Origin of the sequence: Bradyrhizobium sp. 930_D9_N1_4 (genome assembly GCF_052076015.1) — a bacterium.
Classification (GTDB): Bacteria; Pseudomonadota; Alphaproteobacteria; order Rhizobiales; family Xanthobacteraceae; genus Bradyrhizobium.
Genome location: NZ_CP197236.1, coordinates 3,317,273 through 3,334,755 on the forward strand (window position 1 = coordinate 3,317,273; position 17,483 = coordinate 3,334,755).

General features: G+C 60.1%; 33 protein-coding genes. 1 reads left to right on the forward strand and 32 read right to left on the reverse strand.

Translation table 11 applies throughout. The features are described from left to right. Positions 1–62: 62 nt before the first annotated feature. The 31 genes from AB7532_RS15310 to AB7532_RS15460 form a co-directional block, all read right to left on the reverse strand. Positions 63–563, reverse strand: coding sequence for a hypothetical protein (locus AB7532_RS15310; protein ID WP_441235603.1), 501 nt, complete (start codon positions 561–563; stop codon positions 63–65). A gap of 29 nt (positions 564–592) precedes the next feature. Further along, a complete protein-coding gene (locus tag AB7532_RS15315; protein ID WP_441235604.1) occupies positions 593–1,939 on the reverse strand; it encodes a caspase family protein in 1,347 nt (448 codons plus the stop codon). 619 nt (positions 1,940–2,558) lie between these two features. Next, positions 2,559–3,794 (reverse strand): hypothetical protein, encoded by a 1,236-nt coding sequence (locus AB7532_RS15320; protein WP_441235605.1) that lies wholly within the window; start codon positions 3,792–3,794, stop codon positions 2,559–2,561. Further along, positions 3,791–4,186, reverse strand: a complete 396-nt coding sequence (locus tag AB7532_RS15325; RefSeq protein WP_441235606.1) for a hypothetical protein — start codon at positions 4,184–4,186, stop codon at positions 3,791–3,793. The genes AB7532_RS15320 and AB7532_RS15325 overlap by 4 nt, the downstream gene beginning before the upstream one ends. A 213-nt stretch (positions 4,187–4,399) precedes the next feature. Continuing rightward, positions 4,400–4,621: a hypothetical protein gene (locus AB7532_RS15330; RefSeq protein WP_441235607.1), complete on the reverse strand. Its 222-nt coding sequence runs from the start codon at positions 4,619–4,621 to the stop codon at positions 4,400–4,402. A gap of 54 nt (positions 4,622–4,675) precedes the next feature. Next, positions 4,676–4,858, reverse strand: a complete 183-nt coding sequence (locus tag AB7532_RS15335) for a hypothetical protein (RefSeq protein ID WP_441235608.1) — start codon at positions 4,856–4,858, stop codon at positions 4,676–4,678. 34 nt (positions 4,859–4,892) lie between these two features. Continuing rightward, entirely contained in the window at positions 4,893–5,084 is a 192-nt protein-coding gene (locus tag AB7532_RS15340) for a hypothetical protein (RefSeq protein WP_441235609.1), read from the reverse strand. Between the two features lie 123 nt (positions 5,085–5,207). Beyond that, positions 5,208–5,423 carry a DUF6894 family protein gene (locus AB7532_RS15345; RefSeq protein WP_441235610.1) on the reverse strand — a complete coding sequence of 72 codons (216 nt, stop codon included), beginning with the start codon at positions 5,421–5,423 and terminating at the stop codon, positions 5,208–5,210. A 41-nt stretch (positions 5,424–5,464) separates the two neighbouring features. Beyond that, a complete protein-coding gene (locus AB7532_RS15350) occupies positions 5,465–6,181 on the reverse strand; it encodes a Crp/Fnr family transcriptional regulator (protein WP_441235611.1) in 717 nt (238 codons plus the stop codon). 201 nt (positions 6,182–6,382) lie between these two features. Next, positions 6,383–7,198, reverse strand: coding sequence for a tyrosine-type recombinase/integrase (locus AB7532_RS15355; protein ID WP_441235612.1), 816 nt, complete (start codon positions 7,196–7,198; stop codon positions 6,383–6,385). Between the two features lie 47 nt (positions 7,199–7,245). Beyond that, positions 7,246–7,623, reverse strand: a complete 378-nt coding sequence (locus tag AB7532_RS15360) for a hypothetical protein (protein WP_441235613.1) — start codon at positions 7,621–7,623, stop codon at positions 7,246–7,248. 116 nt (positions 7,624–7,739) lie between these two features. Next, complete coding sequence (locus tag AB7532_RS15365; protein WP_441235614.1) at positions 7,740–8,072, reverse strand: hypothetical protein; 333 nt, start codon at positions 8,070–8,072, stop codon at positions 7,740–7,742. A 20-nt stretch (positions 8,073–8,092) separates the two neighbouring features. After that, on the reverse strand, positions 8,093–8,557 hold the full coding sequence (locus tag AB7532_RS15370; protein WP_441235615.1) for a hypothetical protein: 465 nt from the start codon (positions 8,555–8,557) through the stop codon (positions 8,093–8,095). Continuing rightward, positions 8,554–8,871 carry a hypothetical protein gene (locus AB7532_RS15375; protein ID WP_441235616.1) on the reverse strand — a complete coding sequence of 106 codons (318 nt, stop codon included), beginning with the start codon at positions 8,869–8,871 and terminating at the stop codon, positions 8,554–8,556. Before AB7532_RS15375 ends, AB7532_RS15370 begins: the two co-directional genes overlap by 4 nt. After that, the gene (locus AB7532_RS15380) at positions 8,868–9,089 is read right to left on the reverse strand and encodes a hypothetical protein (protein ID WP_441235617.1); all 222 of its coding nucleotides are present in this window, start codon (positions 9,087–9,089) and stop codon (positions 8,868–8,870) included. The genes AB7532_RS15375 and AB7532_RS15380 overlap by 4 nt, the downstream gene beginning before the upstream one ends. Before the next feature lie 198 nt (positions 9,090–9,287). Next, positions 9,288–9,551 (reverse strand): hypothetical protein, encoded by a 264-nt coding sequence (locus AB7532_RS15385; protein ID WP_441235618.1) that lies wholly within the window; start codon positions 9,549–9,551, stop codon positions 9,288–9,290. 192 nt (positions 9,552–9,743) lie between these two features. Continuing rightward, positions 9,744–10,253: a hypothetical protein gene (locus tag AB7532_RS15390; RefSeq protein ID WP_441235619.1), complete on the reverse strand. Its 510-nt coding sequence runs from the start codon at positions 10,251–10,253 to the stop codon at positions 9,744–9,746. Between the two features lie 235 nt (positions 10,254–10,488). Further along, positions 10,489–10,815, reverse strand: coding sequence for a hypothetical protein (locus AB7532_RS15395; RefSeq protein ID WP_441235620.1), 327 nt, complete (start codon positions 10,813–10,815; stop codon positions 10,489–10,491). Positions 10,816–10,855: 40 nt separating this feature from the next. Next, positions 10,856–11,128 carry a hypothetical protein gene (locus tag AB7532_RS15400; protein WP_441235621.1) on the reverse strand — a complete coding sequence of 91 codons (273 nt, stop codon included), beginning with the start codon at positions 11,126–11,128 and terminating at the stop codon, positions 10,856–10,858. Beyond that, positions 11,125–11,370: an Acb2/Tad1 domain-containing protein gene (locus tag AB7532_RS15405; RefSeq protein ID WP_441235622.1), complete on the reverse strand. Its 246-nt coding sequence runs from the start codon at positions 11,368–11,370 to the stop codon at positions 11,125–11,127. Before AB7532_RS15405 ends, AB7532_RS15400 begins: the two co-directional genes overlap by 4 nt. A gap of 271 nt (positions 11,371–11,641) precedes the next feature. Further along, complete coding sequence (locus AB7532_RS15410; protein WP_441235623.1) at positions 11,642–12,067, reverse strand: hypothetical protein; 426 nt, start codon at positions 12,065–12,067, stop codon at positions 11,642–11,644. 141 nt (positions 12,068–12,208) lie between these two features. Further along, a complete protein-coding gene (locus AB7532_RS15415) occupies positions 12,209–12,337 on the reverse strand; it encodes a hypothetical protein (protein WP_441235624.1) in 129 nt (42 codons plus the stop codon). Between the two features lie 67 nt (positions 12,338–12,404). Beyond that, complete coding sequence (locus tag AB7532_RS15420; RefSeq protein WP_441235625.1) at positions 12,405–12,755, reverse strand: HNH endonuclease; 351 nt, start codon at positions 12,753–12,755, stop codon at positions 12,405–12,407. Then, positions 12,752–13,153, reverse strand: coding sequence for a recombination protein NinB (locus AB7532_RS15425; protein ID WP_441235626.1), 402 nt, complete (start codon positions 13,151–13,153; stop codon positions 12,752–12,754). The genes AB7532_RS15420 and AB7532_RS15425 overlap by 4 nt, the downstream gene beginning before the upstream one ends. Then, positions 13,153–14,145: a phage recombination protein Bet gene (gene bet, locus AB7532_RS15430; protein WP_441235627.1), complete on the reverse strand. Its 993-nt coding sequence runs from the start codon at positions 14,143–14,145 to the stop codon at positions 13,153–13,155. Before bet ends, AB7532_RS15425 begins: the two co-directional genes overlap by 1 nt. A 1-nt stretch (position 14,146) precedes the next feature. After that, positions 14,147–14,668, reverse strand: coding sequence for a siphovirus Gp157 family protein (locus AB7532_RS15435; RefSeq protein WP_441235628.1), 522 nt, complete (start codon positions 14,666–14,668; stop codon positions 14,147–14,149). 68 nt (positions 14,669–14,736) lie between these two features. After that, positions 14,737–14,901 carry a hypothetical protein gene (locus AB7532_RS15440; protein WP_441235629.1) on the reverse strand — a complete coding sequence of 55 codons (165 nt, stop codon included), beginning with the start codon at positions 14,899–14,901 and terminating at the stop codon, positions 14,737–14,739. An 82-nt stretch (positions 14,902–14,983) separates the two neighbouring features. After that, entirely contained in the window at positions 14,984–15,307 is a 324-nt protein-coding gene (locus AB7532_RS15445; RefSeq protein ID WP_441235630.1) for a hypothetical protein, read from the reverse strand. 1 nt (position 15,308) lies between these two features. After that, on the reverse strand, positions 15,309–15,644 hold the full coding sequence (locus AB7532_RS15450; protein ID WP_441235631.1) for a hypothetical protein: 336 nt from the start codon (positions 15,642–15,644) through the stop codon (positions 15,309–15,311). A gap of 122 nt (positions 15,645–15,766) precedes the next feature. After that, positions 15,767–16,111, reverse strand: a complete 345-nt coding sequence (locus AB7532_RS15455) for a hypothetical protein (RefSeq protein WP_441235632.1) — start codon at positions 16,109–16,111, stop codon at positions 15,767–15,769. Next, positions 16,108–16,746 carry a helix-turn-helix domain-containing protein gene (locus AB7532_RS15460; RefSeq protein ID WP_441235633.1) on the reverse strand — a complete coding sequence of 213 codons (639 nt, stop codon included), beginning with the start codon at positions 16,744–16,746 and terminating at the stop codon, positions 16,108–16,110. Before AB7532_RS15460 ends, AB7532_RS15455 begins: the two co-directional genes overlap by 4 nt. A gap of 87 nt (positions 16,747–16,833) precedes the next feature. On the opposite strand from AB7532_RS15460, the gene AB7532_RS15465 reads away from it, so the two are divergent. Continuing rightward, positions 16,834–17,091: a YdaS family helix-turn-helix protein gene (locus AB7532_RS15465; protein ID WP_441235634.1), complete on the forward strand. Its 258-nt coding sequence runs from the start codon at positions 16,834–16,836 to the stop codon at positions 17,089–17,091. Positions 17,092–17,093: 2 nt separating this feature from the next. Here AB7532_RS15465 and AB7532_RS15470 read toward each other — a convergent pair whose 3' ends face one another. Further along, positions 17,094–17,480, reverse strand: coding sequence for a hypothetical protein (locus AB7532_RS15470; RefSeq protein WP_441235635.1), 387 nt, complete (start codon positions 17,478–17,480; stop codon positions 17,094–17,096). Positions 17,481–17,483: the final 3 nt, after the last annotated feature.

Genomic DNA, 17,483 nt, shown 5'->3' on the forward strand with positions numbered 1-17,483 from the left:
GTGGCTTGAATCGGGCCTGCGCGGTGGTCGTTCCCCCGCGAATTAAGGCATTTTCCTTAACGTTATTGCTTCGCGGAGGTCCAGGTTCCGCCGCAGCCGTCGGAGCGCCGCCATGTGCCGGAACCGCCGCGGCCGGAAAGCCGGCCCGCGCCGGTGAAGGTCACGCCCTCGCCCTGGCCTTGCGTCGAGACCGAGCCGCTGGGGCTGACGGTTCCGCTGACGCCTTCGCCGATGACTCGGCCCGAGCTGATCACCACCGCGCCGCTCGTCGAGCCGCCGCAGCCGACGCTGGTGACGATCCAGGCGCCATCGAAGCCGCCGCCACCTCCACCGCCACTACCGCCGCCGCTTCGTCGCGGCGCGGAGCGTTCTTCAGCCGCCGGCTTGCTTCGCCGCGCTGGCGCAGCCGGCTCGGCCGAGCGATCCGATCGCGAGCCGGATAGCGACTTCTCGTCATTGCCGATCGCGCCGCCGGCGCTGCCGGATTGCGCGAGGGCGGACGACGAGGCGAGGCAGACGCTGAGCACAAAGGCGAGGGCGGTCGTGCGGACGGCATGGGCCATGGGCAAAAGATCCAAATGACAAAAAGCGATCAGCGGCCGGAGCCGTCGGCGCAGACGGATCCGATAATGCGGCAAGCTTTGCCAGCCTTGCCGCATTCGTCAAGCGCGGCGTCCTTTGCGCGCTGGACGCCCTCGCGCTGGACCAGCGACCAGGACTTGTCGGAGATCGCGAACGCGCCGCAGCTCTTGCCGTAGAACGACAGCTCGATCGGACATTTGGCGCCGGCGCAATTGCCCTTGGCATCCGCCACCGCCGCGCGCCGCGAGGCGTGGTTCCACGAGATGCCCCATTTGCTGCTGTCGGGCCCGTAGACGATCGAGCCCCAGGGCTTCAGGTCCTCCATCTTGCGCATGCGCAGCAGCAGGCCTTCGGTCGGCTCGCCGTTCGCCGCCATGGAAATGCGTTGCTGAAGTTTCGTGATCGCACGCGTGAGGCCGTCGGGCGTGTCAGGATCGAAATTGAGCTCGTAGAGCCGTTCGCTCAACTCGCTCAGCAGCGCGGCGTCGCGCAAGGGCACGCGGTCGGGATCGGCGCGCAGCCGCTCCGCCGGCAGCGGGTCCGGCTGCATCGCCGCGACCTGCGGCGCTGCGGTTTGCGTCGGCGGCACGAAATAGAAGGTGCCGTCGATCGGCGAGGACGACACCCAGGGCTGCTGCGCGCCCGCGGTGGCGCGCTTCACGGCAAGGCCGACCTGGTTGAAGGTCTGGAATACGTCGAGGCCCGCAGTCCGCACCGTCGCGGCCAGCGCCTTGGTGTAGGGGCTGTGGCCGTCGCTGCCGTCCTGCGCGACGTTGCCGGGCTGCGTCGCGTAGGAGATCAGCGTGCCCTCCGGTGCGCGCATCTGTGCGAGGCCGCCGTCCGACGATCGCAGGCCGCGCGAGCCGAACGGGTTGTTGCGGCAGGCATCGAGGATCACGAGGTTGAGCCGCGTGCCCGAGCCCTGCATCTGGCGCAGCACGAGATTGACGTCGGTCATCTGGAAATCGACGTCGGCCTCGCGCGTCGGGTTGGCGCCGACCGGCACGAGATAGTTGGAGCCGGCGACCTGCACGCCATGCCCGGCATAATAGAACAGCGCGACGTCGGCGCCCTGCACCTGCCGGCCAAAGCTCTGCACCGCGAGGTCCATCGCGCCCTTGTCGAGATCGAGCTGCGCGCGCCCGCCGACCAGCGTGAAGCCGAGCAGCCCCAGCGTCTCCGCCATCAGGCCCGCATCCTTCGAGGGATTGTCGAGCGGCGTGATGTTCTTGTAGGCGGAGTTGCCGACGACGAGCGCGATGCGCTTCTCAGCCGATGCCGGATGCGTGGCGGCGACAAGCAGGGCAGCGACCAGCGCGGCCAGCCCAACGACGCGATTGAAAATCCCCGCGCGCATCAAAATTCCCCAAAATAATGGTGGCAGTCTAACATCTGGGTGCGTGGGGGAAAAGTGGCGCGATGCCCTGTCGGGCACTCTTCGGCGCGGCCGATGGCCCAAGGGCAGGCTCTCGCCCCATCGTCATTGCGAGCGCAGCGAAGCAATCCAGACTGCCTCCGCGGAAGGATTTTAGATTGCGTCGCTGCGCTCGCAATGACGGCGTATGTTGCACCAAATGCCCCCAAGCTGCACTTTACCTTGTAGACACCTAAGCGTTGCCGCGGCACCTGCTGCCCGAACCTTGCTGGCGTCCGCGGCCTTTGAAAGGCCAATCGCCGGCCTTCCCTGCGCGGATGGCTTTAGCGATGTCCTTCGTGCTCTCTCTCCTGCGGAGCGGTGCACTATCGCCCCGTCGCCACCCAGCTATCGGATGCACGCGCCCGGTCGGGCCGCTGCATCACCGTGAGAATATCTTGTGAGGGAGGGATTGACGGGTGTTTTGCCGACGGAGCTGTAAGCCGTTCAGCGACGGATAATTGCCGCCGCAGCGGCTTATCTAAGCTGACCGAGGAGCGTTCCGGCTAACACGCAGAGAGCGAAGTCACGCTTCGCCTGCGGCCGAACTCAAATTTGAAGTTCATCCAAATCTTAGGTGTCTAATTATAAATTGTGGATCAATCGCTTCCGGATGGGCTTTCAGTAGTTTCTTTCGAGCTTCTCGGAGATCGTCTGAACTAGGAAGTGTTTCAGCGGAAATCCTGCTGGTTACGTCGAGCGTAATTGGATCTCGGACGAAACGCATATATCGACGGTTAGCTTCACTTAAGACGGTGTGTCCGAGGTGCGGTTGATCAGGTATGCGCTTTTCCGTCCAGTCCTCAAGTGCACGTCGCAGTGCTCGTTTTCTTGTGGCGACCGCAACCGGATTCAAATCAAAACCTAGTCCGCAAACTTTATAGGAGTGCTGCGCGATCATGGATAGAGTTGTGACATTTTCGAGCGCAAGGTGAATCGCCGTAATCAGCTCCACCCAATCCATGTCGCTTTGAAATAATTCCACGCACATTTCCGCTGCGGCGTGATCTGCGTATATTTCCTCCCGGAAAAGTGCGCTCTGACGCAAAAGGTCCTTTGATCTCGCTTCCTCTAAGTCATGTTTGATGAATTGCTGTCGCAGTTCGGCACGAAACCTGGCATCTTCTACCCGCTCGGCTTCGGTTTTGATGTTCGTCGAATGTGGAATTGCCTTTCCGTGATATTGGAATGAGAGGTCGTCGAGGTAGTCTTCGATCGCCTGATTAACGTTTGTTGTTTCATCTTCATGCAGGAGAAATTCCAATAACCAGTCTATCGCTACTGGATCGAAACGAGCCATTCGCCAAACAAGATGAGCCATTTCGTGAGCGATTACGAAAGTCTCTTGAACGGAGGTGGTCAATGCGCGCTTTGCTAGCAAATCTGGCGATTCGCCAATCTTTTGCTTGTTGGCCGCATGCTGTGAAACCGAGTAAGCAAGCGCAAAATAGGTCGCCAAATCAAGATGTCCGCAGCATGTGGCCGCCTCGGAAACCAACCTGAAGCCTGCTGCTCGGGCGTATTCTATTGGGGCGGACAGCGTAAAATACTTGGTGAGTAAGTTCAGCGTTTGCCCAAGATACTGGTCGTGGACTAGATGATATCCCCCTCGAATAGAGATCAGCTGCGTCTGCTTATTCAGCGTGTTCACTACACGCAATGTTGGCGTGACCTCTTTGATCAGCGGCGATGAGACGGCCAAGATGGAATGATAAAGCCGTTCGTAGGCCGACACCAGTGCTGGCAACGTCGACACATTTGGGCGGCGTGTTGTGACAATGTAGTCGTCGATAGTCACAGCTTGTCGTTCGCCTTCTGAAGTTCGGCCAGAATATTTTTGACCTCGTCGTCAGAATAGCCTTGGAATTTGATCCCCTTAAGTGTGACTGCCTTGTGTCGCTTTGCTTTAATTATTTCGACGACAATCTTGCGCACCTCTGGAATTGTCACTCCTGCAGCCGAAATGAACAGCGTAATAAAACTTAGCGTTGTCCCATCGATCGCCCGGCCATCGATAATCGAAATATCATTTGAGAATTTCTGAACTAATTCCTCGCCAAAAGCGCGGTCTTCTTCGCCTAGATCAATAGCAATCATAATTGTTGCCTCAAATGGTCCAGCGGAGTTCGCGGTGCGTGTACGTATCGATCTTAGCACGTTAATATTGCGCCCTGCCAGCGCTAGGTTCAACTGCACATCTCGTGAACCGAAGTTTTAGCCAAACAAAAGGAGGATATTTTTAGGTATCCGGAGTGCCTCGTTCATAAGGCTCGGATACTCGCCGCCGCGATAGTGGCCATAGCATCATTTGCTCGCGCTTTAAAAATGGGAGCGGCTACGCCTTACGCCGGTCGCACCAGTTGCAGGGTCACGTCGGCCGGTATTGGAGAGAAGCGTCAGGTCCTACCTCCACACCCGCGCCAGCATGAGCGCCAAGCAACCGAGTGCGGCGCTGACGAGGCACACCATCGCGTAGGACTGCGCGAACACGCCGGTCTGGATGTAGACCTGGCATGCGATGACCAAGCAGACAGCGGCTAGCAGCAGACAGGCGCAGCCGACTGCGATTGACAGATACCGGATCGCGGTTGCGATCGGCTTTGCGGGTGATGCGGAATCGTTCATGCAGGATGACAACGGCGCGGCGGACAGTGGGTTCCGCCGCAGCTCGCACGCCTCTCAGTCGCGGGCGCAGCAATCGACCAGCGCGCGCCAAATGCGCTGGACTTCGATCGCCCTCTGATGTTCGAGGGTATGATGTGTATTTGCGTTCGCAGCGGGGGAGGCAGCTTCCAAGCGTGTTTCGCGCGGCGCGATCCAGCGCTCGGAGATCGGATCGTACCATTTGCCGAGATTCGTCACGCTCGTGTCTCCTCGTTGCCCCCTTGTTATGCGGCTATCCCTTACGCCGGTTGGTGGTGTTCTGGGTGATGTTGCCGTGATCGGCCTGCTCGCGGATGTTCTGCTTCTCGTCGTCGCGATGGCCCTTGGTGGTGTCCACGGGAACCTGTGGCGCGCTGCCGGGACCCTTGTGGCTTCGGTTTTCGTCGGGAACAGGCTGCACCGTTTTCGTCAGCGGCTTCGTCATGGGCTCTGACTCCGTCGTTGCCTCGTCAAGGAGCAAACGCGCAGGTGGCGCGCGACGTTCCAATTGTCGGGACGATGTGATCGGTGCCGGGATGCGCGAACGTGCTTTGACGAAAGACGTGCCTTATCGAAACCGCCGCGTCACCATCGCCAGCACGAACACCGGCTCGCTGCCGTCGAACACGCTGAGCGTCCAGCTGTCGCCGGGGCGCAGCGCGTGCTCGACGTCGCGGGAGAGGCGGACCGCTTCGCGCCAGGCCGCCTCGTCGTCGTGCAGCGATTCCCCGGTTGTGTCGGTGTGGGGCTGCTGGCCCTCGAAATGAAAAAAGTACCGCGGCATGTGCGGGCAATGCGGGCAAAGCGAATATGTTCCGGCAGGCCCTAGCCGGATGACGTCGAGCGTCCCAGCACCTCGTGAAAATGCTTCTTCACCGCATTGTTGCAGGCACAGGCGCTGGCCTCGAGCGCGGGCGCATCGAGAACCAGGATGGCGCCGCGGCGGGTCGCGAGGATGCGCCTCGCCTTGAACGTCTGGATGACGCGGCTGGCATAGCTGCGTGACACGCCGAGCATGCTGGCGAGCTGCTCATGGGTGAAGGGGATCTCGTCGCTGCCGAGATGCTCGCGCGCAGCGCCGATCCATTTGGCTGCGCGCTGCTCGATCGAATGCGAGGCGTTGCAGGCCGCGGTCTGGAGCAATTGCGCGAACTGGCAGGCGGCGTAGCGCGACATCGTCTCGTGCAGGCTCGCCGATCGCTGCTGCGCCTGCTCGAGCGCGCGCAGCGGCAGGCGCTGGAGCGTGCCGCCGACCTTCACGACGATGCGGGAATAGGCCTGCAAGGGACCGCGGCCGGAGGGAATGCCGGTCGCGCCCTCGCGGCCCACCAGCAGGCTCTCGACCTCGCGGTCGTCCTCGACCGGCACCGCGAACGAGACGAACGCAGGGCCGCAAGGGAAGTGGACGAGCGAGATGCCGTCGCCCGCGTGATGTAGGATGTGGTTCGCAGCGAGCTCGACCGCCTGCAAGTGCGGGGCGAGCAATTCGAAATCCTGGGCGCTGAGCGTGCGCAGCAGATCGTTCCTGGGCCGGCCGGTCACGCTTCTTGTCTCTTGGCTTTTACGCGGCCGGGAATCGGCAACTGGGGGACCCTACGTTTCCGCGGAGGAACCGACAGTTCCAAAGTGAACACAAGCGCTTACGGGAAATCGAAAAGTTCGGCGACGAGGGGCGTCACGCCGCCAGGCGTTGCAAGCGGGGCACGGCGTGAACTTTGTTCTGGGCCGGAGAATGTGGTTAAGTCAAATTCCAGAGACTTTACGGGCAGTTGCTGCCACTTCATCGACCGCCTGCGTCAATGGCGTGTCAGTCAGGATCGAAGTCAGGTCGCGCCGCTTGATGGCGTGACCATAGGTCTCCAGGACTTGTTTCGCGCTCGCCCAGCCGCCCAGCCATGCAACCGTGTGCACATCGACCCCGCGCCGCAGCAGCTCCGTAGCGAAGCCGTGGCGGCAGCAGTGGGGCGTCAAGAGCTTCCCCGGGACCCGGGCTGCCGCTGCGTCCCAAGTTTCCTTCATGTCTCCGTACTTCCGGTAGACGAACAGAGGCCGCCCGGGAACGGGCTTCAAGTTGGCCAGCGCGGCTACCAGCATCGGCGGGAGGTGAGCCACGCGCGTCACCTCAACCAGCTTGTCCTCCTCGACCTTCGTCATCCTGATCGTCGCCTCGGCTTTCTGGAGGTCCAGATCCTTCTCGGGGTCGACGGCCAGCGCCTCGCTCGGACGGGCACCGGTCAGGAACATGAAGAGGGCATAGGCCCCGAGGTGGGGCTTTGTTTCCGCCTGGAATCGCTGAACCCAATCCAGAGTCGCCGGCTCCTTCTCCTTGTGGACGTTCGGGAAGCGCTTCACGCGCAAAAAGTCGCACAGCTCGAGTTCGGCGCAGTGGTTGACGATCGATTGAACGGGGGTGATCGCCAGCCGGTTCTTGCTCGCCCCGGTGCAGTGGCCATAGACCTCGTTGGCGAACGCCCGCACGGCGCTGGACTTGATGTCCTTCACCAGCTTCCCCTTGAAATGGTCTCTGGCTGCCTTGACGGCATCCACGGCGCCGATCATGAAGGGCTTCCCATCCGCAAGAAACTGGGTGCAGGCCTGGTCAAATGTCAGGATCGCGCTGGGGCCAAGTCGATGACCTTCCCAGTATCGGCGCTCGATCTCGGCAACCTCGCTCGCGGCGCGGACTTTGTCTTTGGTGTGGGTCGAACCACGGAGCCTTTTCCGACCGCCATCCGGGCCAATTGTTCCGCGGTAATGCCAGACGGCACCGCGACGGTATAGTTCAAGCGGCATTGTTCGAGCTCCCTGATGCGCGTCCGAATGCGTTCGATGTCGGACGGCTCGAATTCTTTCCGGCGGCCCATCGGAATGTAAAAGGGCACGCCCTTGGCATCCACAGGATTGTCGGCAAGCCACGCCCGCAGCCAGCGCTCCGACATGCCCAACTGTCCGGCAGCTTCGATCAAAGTGAATGGCTTCGTCATTTGCCTATTCTAGCAGGGTTTTCGACGTTTCGGAATAACTGACGTGAGGCTAAAAATTCTAAAGATTTCAGGCGCTGTTCACTCCTAGCAGTACAGTGAACAGATCGATGAAGGTGTCATCCGTCGGCGCTGTTGCGCGTATTCGACGAGAGCGGGGACGAGGGCGACCGTGCCTCATTCCAGAAGTCGGTATCGATCTTCCTGTATTCCTCGTCGGTTTTTGGATGCTCGCCTGTGATGGCCTTGAAACCATCGGCGCTGATCGCGATTGTGTCGCTCAGGTCGCCCTTGGCGTTGTGGTAATCGAGCAAGAAGCGAGCCTGATCAAACGGTACGCCGTACCGGCGATAGGCACGAAATGTGGCCAGCGTAATCGCGTTCGTATCGCAGGACTTGCGCAGATTCGTTTGACAAGCCTGCTCGTCGCTATCGATGTAGATCAGCTCCATGAAGCTCTGCATTGCCATGCTCACTTGTTTGAGGGGAATGCGAGTGAGGCGCGGATCTGTTCAAGACAGGATTGCGGCGTGCCTGGGCCAACGAACGTCCCGCCGGTCTCGCCAGCGAAATACGCCATAAACCTCTCAGCCTCTTTCAAAGCTGGGACCAGCACATTGATGCGCTCGGCAAGCTTGTCTCCGACGCGGATATGATAATCGCGAGACGTCGTCATGCGGTCGAGTTCGCCGCTCAGGTCCGGCTTCTCGTCCCTGATCCGGTTTGCTGCCCGCTCGACCTCATTGAGGCTTCGGCGGCTAATTGCGGCGTGCAGATCCTGCACCATCGGGTGGTCGCTCATTTTTGCTGTCTCCGGGCTGCATAGAAGAATTTTGCCGAGTGGGTCGCCGTCTGGGTAATAGGTCCACGAGGCGTTCATCCAACTGAAGTTGGTGCGCCGGCCTCGAATGATTGACCAAAGCTGTTTGAGGTTCATCCCCGCTCCTCTGAAGGGACCGCTTCACTGATAATGTCTTCGGCCTGCTGTCGAGCAAGCGGCATTGCTTCCTTGATGCCATCCATCATCACCTCGCGACCCTCGTCGCGGATGCTGACGAAGCAGACCCCGATCAGGCCGGTGAGAACGCCGGCCATGAAGGCGCTGAGTTGGCGCTCAGGTGGCATATCTCGATAGATGGCGATACGCTGCGCCTGCGCTGCCATCTCAGCGACCTGGATGCGGAAGCTATCGCACATGGCGTCGTAGGGATCGCCAGGATCGAACTCGCCTTCGTTCTCCTGCACTCTCATGACCTATCCCCCGTTGGTCCCACATCATCCGCGATGCGCTCGAAACGGCCATCGAAAAATTCCAGTGCCGGCCGCACCCAAACCAAGCCATCGTGCTCAGCTTGGTAGACGACCATCGTCATTCCATCGAGCGGGTGAATGACGCTGGACGCCTTCGCGGCCTCGAATAGAATGCGATAGGTCGTCCCGCGAACCTTGTGACGGTATCGATCAGCCATTTGAACCCCCCGATGCGGACACATCTGCGAGTACGTACTTGACCGGCTTGCGACCACACTCCTCGCACTCGCCCCAGACTTCATCCTCGCACCACTGCCGACCGTCGCTGTAGGCGTGCTTCTGGCAGCCCTTGCACCAGGGTTGGAGCCAGATCGTCTGATGCGCATCGACGTCTTCGTCGCCTTCAAAGCGTCCCGTCATTTGCAGTTTCCCTGTTGCGAAGGATGCTGGGATGTGAATGCGCGGAGCTGATCGGCTTGGCGCTCGCATTGGGCCTTCCACATGTCGCGGTTGCGGCCGACGCGTGCTCGATGATTCTGCACCGTCTCCAGTTCGGCAGCCAGCTTGGCGATGTCCTGCAAGGCCATCTTCAGCACGTTCTCTGCCTGCGCTTGGCTGCCTTGCGTTACGGCCCTGGGATCAACCCTGGCCCAGCTTTCAGCATCTTTGTTGAGATTCACTTTTCGCCCCCGCAGTTGGGGCGCGAGAGCGTGGACCGTGTTTCGTCCAGATAGCCATCCGGATTGTTTTGAGCGGGACGTTTCCGGCCATCCGCGAGGCGTCTTTGCCTGCGCGCTTCCTGCGGTTGAACAGAAGTGAGCACGTTGGTGGCGCCGGCCTCGTGTCGGAGTGCTTGGACGATCATGCTGCGTTCAAGATCGTTCATCGCCACGCGACGCCGTGCTTCGATGGCGATCGGCCAGAGCTAAGAGGCCGCGGGCCTTGTCGGTGTCGGCAGAACAGTGAGGGCCTTCCACCCTCTGGGCCAGCAATGCCGCGGTGTTACGCGTGGCCGGCTCTTCTTGGCGGACCGCTGCCGCCAAAACTGATTCCGTCTCGACCGGAGCGGCCGGCGGTTGTTCGATGCCGGTGCCATTGCAGTCCACGCAAGTTGTGTCGGCTTCAGGAGGAAGCCCGCACATCCGACTGTCGTATTTGCCCGTGCCGCAGCACGTCTGGCAATAATATCTGGGGCCAGCCGGAGCGGCCGGCGGCTGGGCGGCGTACAGAGCCCGCGTTGTGATCTTTGGGCTCAATTCGGCGGCCCTGATCCAACCTTCAGCTTCTTTTTTTGTCCGAACCAATCGCGGGAAAGTGCTGTCTCCCACGCGCTCGACAAGATAGCCGTCGGGCTCTCGCGCAGCTTGGGCAACATCGATCATATCAATCCCCTACGGATTACTTCATGACGCAAAGCGGCGTCTGAAGCCTCGATTAATGATACGGCCGACGTACCATCTGCGGTTTCCATCACTGCGATAGCCACGCGGGCGTCGTCCAAGTACGATTGAGCTAATTTCTCGCCAGCCCTGAAGGCGTCGCGGCGGCTGGCAATAGCCACTGCCACGCGCAAAGTCAGATCATCAATCTCAGCGGATGATGGTGAGTGAGGCGCGCTCATAGGTTCGCCTCGATATAGTCGGCGATCTGCTTGAACGTGTGGGGCTTGAAATTACCGGCACCATCATTGCGCATGCTGAGCGGATGGCTCTGGTCGAACCCGCCAACGAGATTAAAGATTGGTTCATAGGAGGAGTAAGAAGACTTACCGCCGACGCCGTGCCCCTCGACACCAAGGCCGTCATTACGAATGGGCAGGCCTGCAACCTTGCAGAGAACCCCAAGACAGCAATACCGATTGCCATCTCGAAGAGCATTTCTGGCCTGCTTGTACTCCCCACTCCGGAGAGCCTCGACCCACTTTGCCTTAAGGTTCGCATCCATGATTTGCCCTATGTGTTCGCGGGTGAGATGAGATCAGTGGTTATGCTCTGCCGCTTACTTCCGGCTGGCCTTCGAACCGGGCGATCATCTCTTTCATCAGGGAGACCACGTCCTTACGGTCGGCGCCGTTCGAGATGAAATTGCAGCGCGATCCATCTGCATGACCGAACGGGAAGACGAGCAAAACGAAGCCCGTCCCCCGCTCTGCGCCTGTGGCGTCGCCGTTGAAGGCTTGATCCAGGCCGCGTGCGACCGCATTCATAAGCTCACGGTATTCTTGCTGGATCGGGGCGTCGCCAAGGCGCTCGGTCATGACGTCAGTTCCTTCACGATCCACATGACGGACTGTTCGAGAGAGGTCATCGCCAGCGATGAATAGCGGCCGGTCTTGACCTTGTTGAACACGGCTTCCAGATCGGTTGCCTTGTCCTTGATCTCGTCGTGCAGAGCCTTCTCCTCGTCAGTCAACGCCCGGTATTTCGGCCGGAAGCGAGTGACTGGGATGGCAGTGTCGGCCTGCCTGCCGTCGGGTTGACCTTCGTAGACGTGTGCCATTGGGTTCTCCTTTTGGCGGTGGGTAGTTCAGCGTTGATGTTGAGACTGCGGGGTGGCGTCGAGACCATGCTCGCGGATCAGGTTCGCAACCTCGTAGGCTGCATATCGTCCGATCGAGCGACCAGCGTAGTACAGCGTATGGCAGCCATCGGTTGGCGAGCCTGGATCGCGCTCGTGGGTAACACCCAGTTCCCAAAGCGTGTCCGAGATGGTGTTTCCGTCTCGCGTCATTGTTCAGACCCCAAGTGAGGCGATGAGAGCGCGAGTGAGATCAATCTTTTGACGCCGGCACATCGACATATTCACGCTTGGGTGTGTAGGGGAAAGTCACGGGCACGCGGCTGTCATAGCTTGTGAAGCAACAGCCATCCGGCTCGCGGAAGATCTTGCCTTCGATGTCATATGCGCCATCAGCGTTCTTGAAGACGTGCGAACAGCGGACGTTCTGCCAAGTGTTCTCGCCGACCTCCATCCACTCGTCGTCGGCGCCAGTCAGGGGCGAAAGCGGTTCGAAGCGAGCCACTTTCTCGAAGATTGAGATAGCCATGCCGGCTGAGAACCCGCTGTGCCCCTCATCGGCGAATACCTTGACCATCTTCATCACAGCGTCTCCGAGCATCCCGCCGTAGTCGCTGTCTTTCGCGAACAGGCCGGCAATTTCCATTTCCTTACGGGCGTGCAGTTCGAGGTTCGACATTGGTATCTCCTGTTGTAAAAAGGTCTCAGGCCCGCTCACGTAGCGAGTGCGCTGGACCCGGCCTGCCTGCGTCTTGGATCGCAATCGTGATCCCGATAATCAGAGCAACCGTGCAGATGCCCAGGATCACATTGAGGAGCGTCATCGCTGCGCTGTCCTGAGCTTGCGCTTGCGAAGCCAATCACCAGCCGCTGCGTTGAGCAGCATGACGCCGTAGATCGGGAGGCTCGCGAGCGCGAGGATGACCAGGGTGGAGCGGACGATCACCATCACGTTGCTCCCGCCAAAACGAAGACGACGGCGAAGAGCAAGATGACGCCGAGGATGCCGATGACCATCATCTCAGCACCACCGATCCGTCGATCTTCTTCTTCAGCCTGGAATCCCGCGAGCCGGGGAAGCGCGAAGGCTTGCGAATGCCGCGGTACTTGTCAGCGACGCGCTTTGCCTTGGCGATCATGGGAACGTCGATCTTCTGCGTCTTCGATCCGTGGCACGGCAGGCAAAGAACGGCGCAATTGGTCAGACTGTTGTCGCCGCCAAGGGCATCTGGAATGATGTGGTCGAAGTGCTTCTTGTGGGCAACCTCGGCGCAACAGCGCAGGCCACTCGGCAAGATGCCCTCGCACAAGCCTTCCGATCTCTCGTAAGCTTCGCGCATCGTCTGTTTGGTGAACTCGCGCCTCACGATACCAACTCCAATTCGCGAAACTTCACGCCGCGCTCGGCACCGAAGGCGTAGATCAGCTCAAGCAAGTCGCTGATCTCTTCCTTGGTCATCTGCGAGGTCCGCATTCCGAGCGGGACGAACGTGCCGGCGTCGATACCCGGAACGACGCGGGTCCGGCGCAGCGAGGCGGTGAGTACGTCTTTCCAGTCCTCGCTGCTCAACTTCTGGCCGTACCAATCGACAGCCTTGCTGATCTGGCCGAGCAGCGACCACATCAGGGCGTTTTGATCGAGCGACCGGCGCGGCGCTCGAAACTCCACGGTCGTTCCGGCTGGAACGTTCTGCGCGTCCATTGCCCAGCGCGCGATCAGGTTGCGGTCGGCTTGGCCTTTGATTTGGACGACAGCGCGGGGCATCAGGCGGCCCCCTTCGTCAGCTTTGCGGGGATCGTGTCCAACTCTTTGCGCACAGCCAGGGCATCGTCCTTGTGGCGCGCCCAGAAGCGCTGGAGACCTTCGCGGTTGCGGGTCTTCATGCCCTCAAGCTCGTCCGCGGTCGTGCAGTTGCGGGCGTGCATGATGATCTGGTCCGCGTAGCGGCCGGCGGGGATGAATGACAGGTGGCCGGTGTCGTCAACGAACGGGTATTCGTCATCGGACATCGCGATGGTCTTCATGCGACGCTGCTCGCGCTCGATCTCGACCATTTCGGACGCGGAGCGATCCTGAACCTGGATGTGCTCCATCTCCTCTTCGGCATAGACCCCATCGAAGGTCTCGGGCCAGCCTGAGCGGAGCGCGACCATGTTGGCACACTTCGCCAGCATGACGCGCGGCATCTTCGCCCAGTTGCCGCTATCGTCGAGCGCCTGCATCTTCGAAATGTCGGCGCCGGCCTTCAGTTGCTTGCGCTTCTTGGGTTTGCCGGAGTCCTGATAGGTCTCGCCGGTATCCACCCACTCGAAGGCATCGCCGGAGGTCTTGATCGGTGCATAGTCGGTCCAGTAGGCCCACCCGATCACCGGATGCCATGCGTTGGTGTTGTCCTGCTTCCAGAGCTTGACCGTGCATTTCTCGATGCCGAGTGGGTTCGTCGGCCCCTTCAACTCGTCACGGTAAACGAACTCGGGCTCGGTCTCGGCCGGTCGATAATCGCGGCACCTGGAGGCAAGCACGCGCTGGCCGTCCTGCGTCACGATGATCGTCATCTTGCGCTTTTTGGGGTCGTCCTTCGAATAGACGACAGCGATGATCTGCTTTGAGAACGGGTCTAGCCGCTTGGCCCCCGCGTATTCGATGAAGAGGTCAAACTCGATTTCGTTCGTGTCGCTGGCAACCGTCTGCTTGATCGTGGCAAGCTGGCGCGGCGTCCAGAACGATGACGGCGAGATGTGTGCAATCTGGTTCATGTCAGCCCCTGCGGATGGTGAGCGAGACGCCAGCGGTCTCAAGGTGGCAGCCGGGAATGGCCGGCATCTCGGTTTCCAGTGCCGCCAGCGCCGCCGCGCGTTCTTCTGCGGTCTTGAGCTTGGCGATAGCGTCCAAAGCCTTCTGGCGCTCGCGCAGCGTCTTGCCGAGGCCGGCCTTGTCGAGAACCGGGTCCTGTCGCTTCCAGAATTGCGTGGGGACTTCGCTCTCGTTGTCGATCTCGATCCGTGGCGCAGCCTTGCCAACGGAGACCGTGCCGATGTCCATCTCCAACCGGGGCCAGTTGGCGACTGTCATGGCCTGCTCAATCAAGCCGCGCGTGGCCTCGACGCGCTTCTCAAGGCGCGATCTGCGCGCTTTCAGCTCGGTCTCGCGCGCCTTGATGCCGTTGATGAATATCTCATCCTCTTCGATCGTGAGAACGGCGGCGCGGATTTCCGCGTCCAACGTGGTCTCGCCGGCAAACGTGTCGGCAAGCGCCTGCTCATCTTCGCCTGCGATCATGCGCGATAGTTCAAGGCGAAGGCTCTTTGCAGCTTCAATCGAGCGATGGAGATCGTTGGGGGCCTCACTCACTGTACACACTCCGGTTCGGCCATCGCCTCGGCGACGCTCTGTTGAATCTTCGCGAACTCGAAAATGCCGTTGATGATCTCGCGCTTCCCATCCGGGTCTGCGGCAATGATCTGGTGGAAGTTTTCCTGGATCGCCTTGATGATGGCTTGGGTGTCGGTCACAGCATCCGCTCCGCAATCTTCGCCCACGTGGCGAGCATGAGGATGAAGATGGCGAGAGAGGTGAACTCGGCGAGGGTGCGGATCACGTTGACGCCTCCGCTTGATCGACCAAATCGGCAGGAACAATCTGAATGCAGGGCTTGCCGTTCTTGATGTCAGTCAAGATTGATGCGACGTTGTTAATGTCGTGGCCAGCACGAGCGGCGGCCTTGTAGACTGCGCCAGACATAGCAGCGCGCTGGTCGGCCATCTCTTTCTCAACGAGAGCCAAGGCGAATGCGAAGCCCGGCAGTGTGGACTTCGGCCTGTCCCCACCAAGCGCCTCAAATGCTTGAGCGAGGCCGTAAGTGCGCCAGATGACACTGGCTAGCTTGTCGTCCACCGCGACGTTGATTGGCGCGCTCATCTCACGCCTCCCTGCGAAGGCTGCGGGCATGGTCAGCGCGAGCGGCTTCGTGGTCGAAGGGCGGGGCGTCATAGACGCGATGGTCGTTCGCGCGGTTGATCAGCTCGTCCTTGACGTCGGAGACGTGCGAGCTGCCGCCGACGCGGTAGGTGATCTCGTGGGCGAATGCGATCTCGTGGCCGTCGCCGATGGCTTCGCGGACCTTGTCCACTGCACCACTGAAGGTCATCTCAGGCGAGACGTTCGCTTCAAGGCCGTGGACCTTTCGGGTGTCACGGCCGTAATCGACCATGACGACGAAGTAGCTGTGGCTGGTGGGCTGGTTGGTGGTGGCCATTCGTCGTCTCCCCGTTCGATGAGGAGACATAACCAAAGTTATCGATAGCCGTCAATAAGAAAAGTTATCGAAGCAGAAAAAAGTTATTGTGCAGTGCGAATGAGACCTTGTTGAAAAGGGGCTTAGCGCGGCTGCGAGCCGCAGAGGCTGACCAAATATTTAATAAAAGCGCCGCCGACCGATGGGCCTTGAAGTTCTGGCCGAGAGGACGCGAAAATTCGAACATTTTCGGCCATCTGGCCAGTACTCATTTTAGCAGTGCTGACGCAGGCCTGGTAGTGCCGCGCATACGCCGCTCCCTCGTCATTGTCTGAAAAAGAGGTGAGGGCGTCGTACATGCCGGCGATATATGCAGCTCGCATTGATGCCGGCAAAGATTCCCACTGGCTGTAGGTGAAGTAGACGGCGTTCGCTGGCGCGGCCGAAACCAGGAGCGCAGCGAGGATGATGGCGCGCCCCTTCATCATCGCCTCGTAAATTTACCCGTGACTCGGTGAGCAATCGTCCATTCCCGCCGGGGTAGGCTAAAATCCCTGCTCTTGCCTTCTTGCGGGTTGTGTTGGGTGACAAGCCAATTGTCCACGGTTGCCCGCCGGAGCTTCTTGATGGTGGCGCGGGCCTCGCCGTGCAGCTCAGCATAGAAAATATAGACCTCGCCACCTATAACCGGCATCGACGGCTCAACGATCGCCATCTCTCCGGCATTGTATTCCGGCTCCATGGACGTCCCGGTGATCAGGAGACCATAGGCGTCCCGAACGTGCACCAAGTGGGTAGGGCGGGGGACAAAATCGACTGGCTCGGCAGATCTGATGATCTCACCCGGCCCACCTTCTGCCGAAGCGAATATCCTGAAGTCCGGGCGCCCTGGTTGAAGGGGAGGCGGCGCCTCGTCCAGCCTCTGGCTATTCAGGGAATCGTCGAGGACCGCGAGGTCCAGCTCGAGCAACTGCGCAATCTTCGGCATAAACTTGGTCTGCCGAGTGGCGCCGTCCTCGATCTTCTTTATAGCCGGCTGCGAAATGCCGACGCGGTCGCCCAGTTCCTTCTGGGACCAACCGCGCTTTTCGCGCGCCTCTCTGATAATGCCGCCGGGTTCCATAGCCCGGAGTATTATAACGTCGGTTATCGGTTGTCTCGACAACATTAGTTATTGACTTCCTCATAACTGCGGTTATGTTTCGCGGTTATGGGCGACAATCTCATTGAACGTGCGATCAAACTCGCGGGCGGCTCCGAGGCCAAGCTGGCCAACGAAACCGGCCTGAGCCAGCCCTTGATCAACAAGGCGCGGAGAACCGGGCGTGCAGGCCCGAAACTCGCCTTGGCGATCCACGAATTTACGAAGGGCGTTATTCCAGCGTCGGCCCTTCGCCCTGATCTATGGGCGCCTCCTTCGGCAACGAGTGATGACACGCTCGTCCCAAACGTTGCCGGAGTTGATTGATGTCAGCTCATCATGCGGTGAAGAGGCGACGTTTTGATCCAGGCTGCAACGTCTGGATCTGCGGCTCTCATGCAGCTCTCGATACAGCGGCCAACATAAACGGCCGGCATCGCAAGATTGACGATTGGCGTCAGGTCGGACGCGAGGGGATGCGCCAGACCCGTTCTGTTTCGGATGCCCTTGAAGGTGAGGATACCGTTCGAGAATTCGTAGTCCTCGAACCAATCGACAAAGAATTCCGGCACTTCCTCCCGCCGTACGCTCATCACAATTTCCCCGCCCTGTTTGTTGGCGCGAAACACGCGCAGGGAAAAGTGTGCAGTGGTTCCATTCAGGTTGCAAATGGATTCGTGACGCATCCGACAAAGTACGGAGATGCGCGCGTTCATGTC

Bases quoted from the DNA above. Each gene is read 5' to 3' on its own strand.
- AB7532_RS15310 (WP_441235603.1), bottom strand. From the start codon at position 563: ATGGCCCATGCCGTCCGCACGACCGCCCTCGCCTTTGTGCTCAGCGTC.
- AB7532_RS15315 (WP_441235604.1), bottom strand. From the start codon at position 1,939: ATGCGCGCGGGGATTTTCAATCGCGTCGTTGGGCTGGCCGCGCTGGTC.
- AB7532_RS15330 (WP_441235607.1), bottom strand. From the start codon at position 4,621: ATGAACGATTCCGCATCACCCGCAAAGCCGATCGCAACCGCGATCCGG.
- AB7532_RS15340 (WP_441235609.1), bottom strand. From the start codon at position 5,084: ATGACGAAGCCGCTGACGAAAACGGTGCAGCCTGTTCCCGACGAAAAC.
- AB7532_RS15345 (WP_441235610.1), bottom strand. From the start codon at position 5,423: ATGCCGCGGTACTTTTTTCATTTCGAGGGCCAGCAGCCCCACACCGAC.
- AB7532_RS15355 (WP_441235612.1), bottom strand. From the start codon at position 7,198: ATGATCGGCGCCGTGGATGCCGTCAAGGCAGCCAGAGACCATTTCAAG.
- AB7532_RS15360 (WP_441235613.1), bottom strand. From the start codon at position 7,623: ATGACGAAGCCATTCACTTTGATCGAAGCTGCCGGACAGTTGGGCATG.
- AB7532_RS15365 (WP_441235614.1), bottom strand. From the start codon at position 8,072: ATGGAGCTGATCTACATCGATAGCGACGAGCAGGCTTGTCAAACGAAT.
- AB7532_RS15370 (WP_441235615.1), bottom strand. From the start codon at position 8,557: ATGAACCTCAAACAGCTTTGGTCAATCATTCGAGGCCGGCGCACCAAC.
- AB7532_RS15375 (WP_441235616.1), bottom strand. From the start codon at position 8,871: ATGAGAGTGCAGGAGAACGAAGGCGAGTTCGATCCTGGCGATCCCTAC.
- AB7532_RS15380 (WP_441235617.1), bottom strand. From the start codon at position 9,089: ATGGCTGATCGATACCGTCACAAGGTTCGCGGGACGACCTATCGCATT.
- AB7532_RS15390 (WP_441235619.1), bottom strand. From the start codon at position 10,253: ATGATCGATGTTGCCCAAGCTGCGCGAGAGCCCGACGGCTATCTTGTC.
- AB7532_RS15395 (WP_441235620.1), bottom strand. From the start codon at position 10,815: ATGGATGCGAACCTTAAGGCAAAGTGGGTCGAGGCTCTCCGGAGTGGG.
- AB7532_RS15400 (WP_441235621.1), bottom strand. From the start codon at position 11,128: ATGACCGAGCGCCTTGGCGACGCCCCGATCCAGCAAGAATACCGTGAG.
- AB7532_RS15405 (WP_441235622.1), bottom strand. From the start codon at position 11,370: ATGGCACACGTCTACGAAGGTCAACCCGACGGCAGGCAGGCCGACACT.
- AB7532_RS15410 (WP_441235623.1), bottom strand. From the start codon at position 12,067: ATGTCGAACCTCGAACTGCACGCCCGTAAGGAAATGGAAATTGCCGGC.
- AB7532_RS15415 (WP_441235624.1), bottom strand. From the start codon at position 12,337: ATGGTGATCGTCCGCTCCACCCTGGTCATCCTCGCGCTCGCGAGCCTC.
- AB7532_RS15425 (WP_441235626.1), bottom strand. From the start codon at position 13,153: ATGCCCCGCGCTGTCGTCCAAATCAAAGGCCAAGCCGACCGCAACCTG.
- bet (WP_441235627.1), bottom strand. From the start codon at position 14,145: ATGAACCAGATTGCACACATCTCGCCGTCATCGTTCTGGACGCCGCGC.
- AB7532_RS15435 (WP_441235628.1), bottom strand. From the start codon at position 14,668: ATGATCGCAGGCGAAGATGAGCAGGCGCTTGCCGACACGTTTGCCGGC.
- AB7532_RS15445 (WP_441235630.1), bottom strand. From the start codon at position 15,307: ATGAGCGCGCCAATCAACGTCGCGGTGGACGACAAGCTAGCCAGTGTC.
- AB7532_RS15450 (WP_441235631.1), bottom strand. From the start codon at position 15,644: ATGGCCACCACCAACCAGCCCACCAGCCACAGCTACTTCGTCGTCATG.
- AB7532_RS15455 (WP_441235632.1), bottom strand. From the start codon at position 16,111: ATGATGAAGGGGCGCGCCATCATCCTCGCTGCGCTCCTGGTTTCGGCC.
- AB7532_RS15460 (WP_441235633.1), bottom strand. From the start codon at position 16,746: ATGGAACCCGGCGGCATTATCAGAGAGGCGCGCGAAAAGCGCGGTTGG.
- AB7532_RS15465 (WP_441235634.1), top strand. From the start codon at position 16,834: ATGGGCGACAATCTCATTGAACGTGCGATCAAACTCGCGGGCGGCTCC.
- AB7532_RS15470 (WP_441235635.1), bottom strand. From the start codon at position 17,480: ATGAACGCGCGCATCTCCGTACTTTGTCGGATGCGTCACGAATCCATT.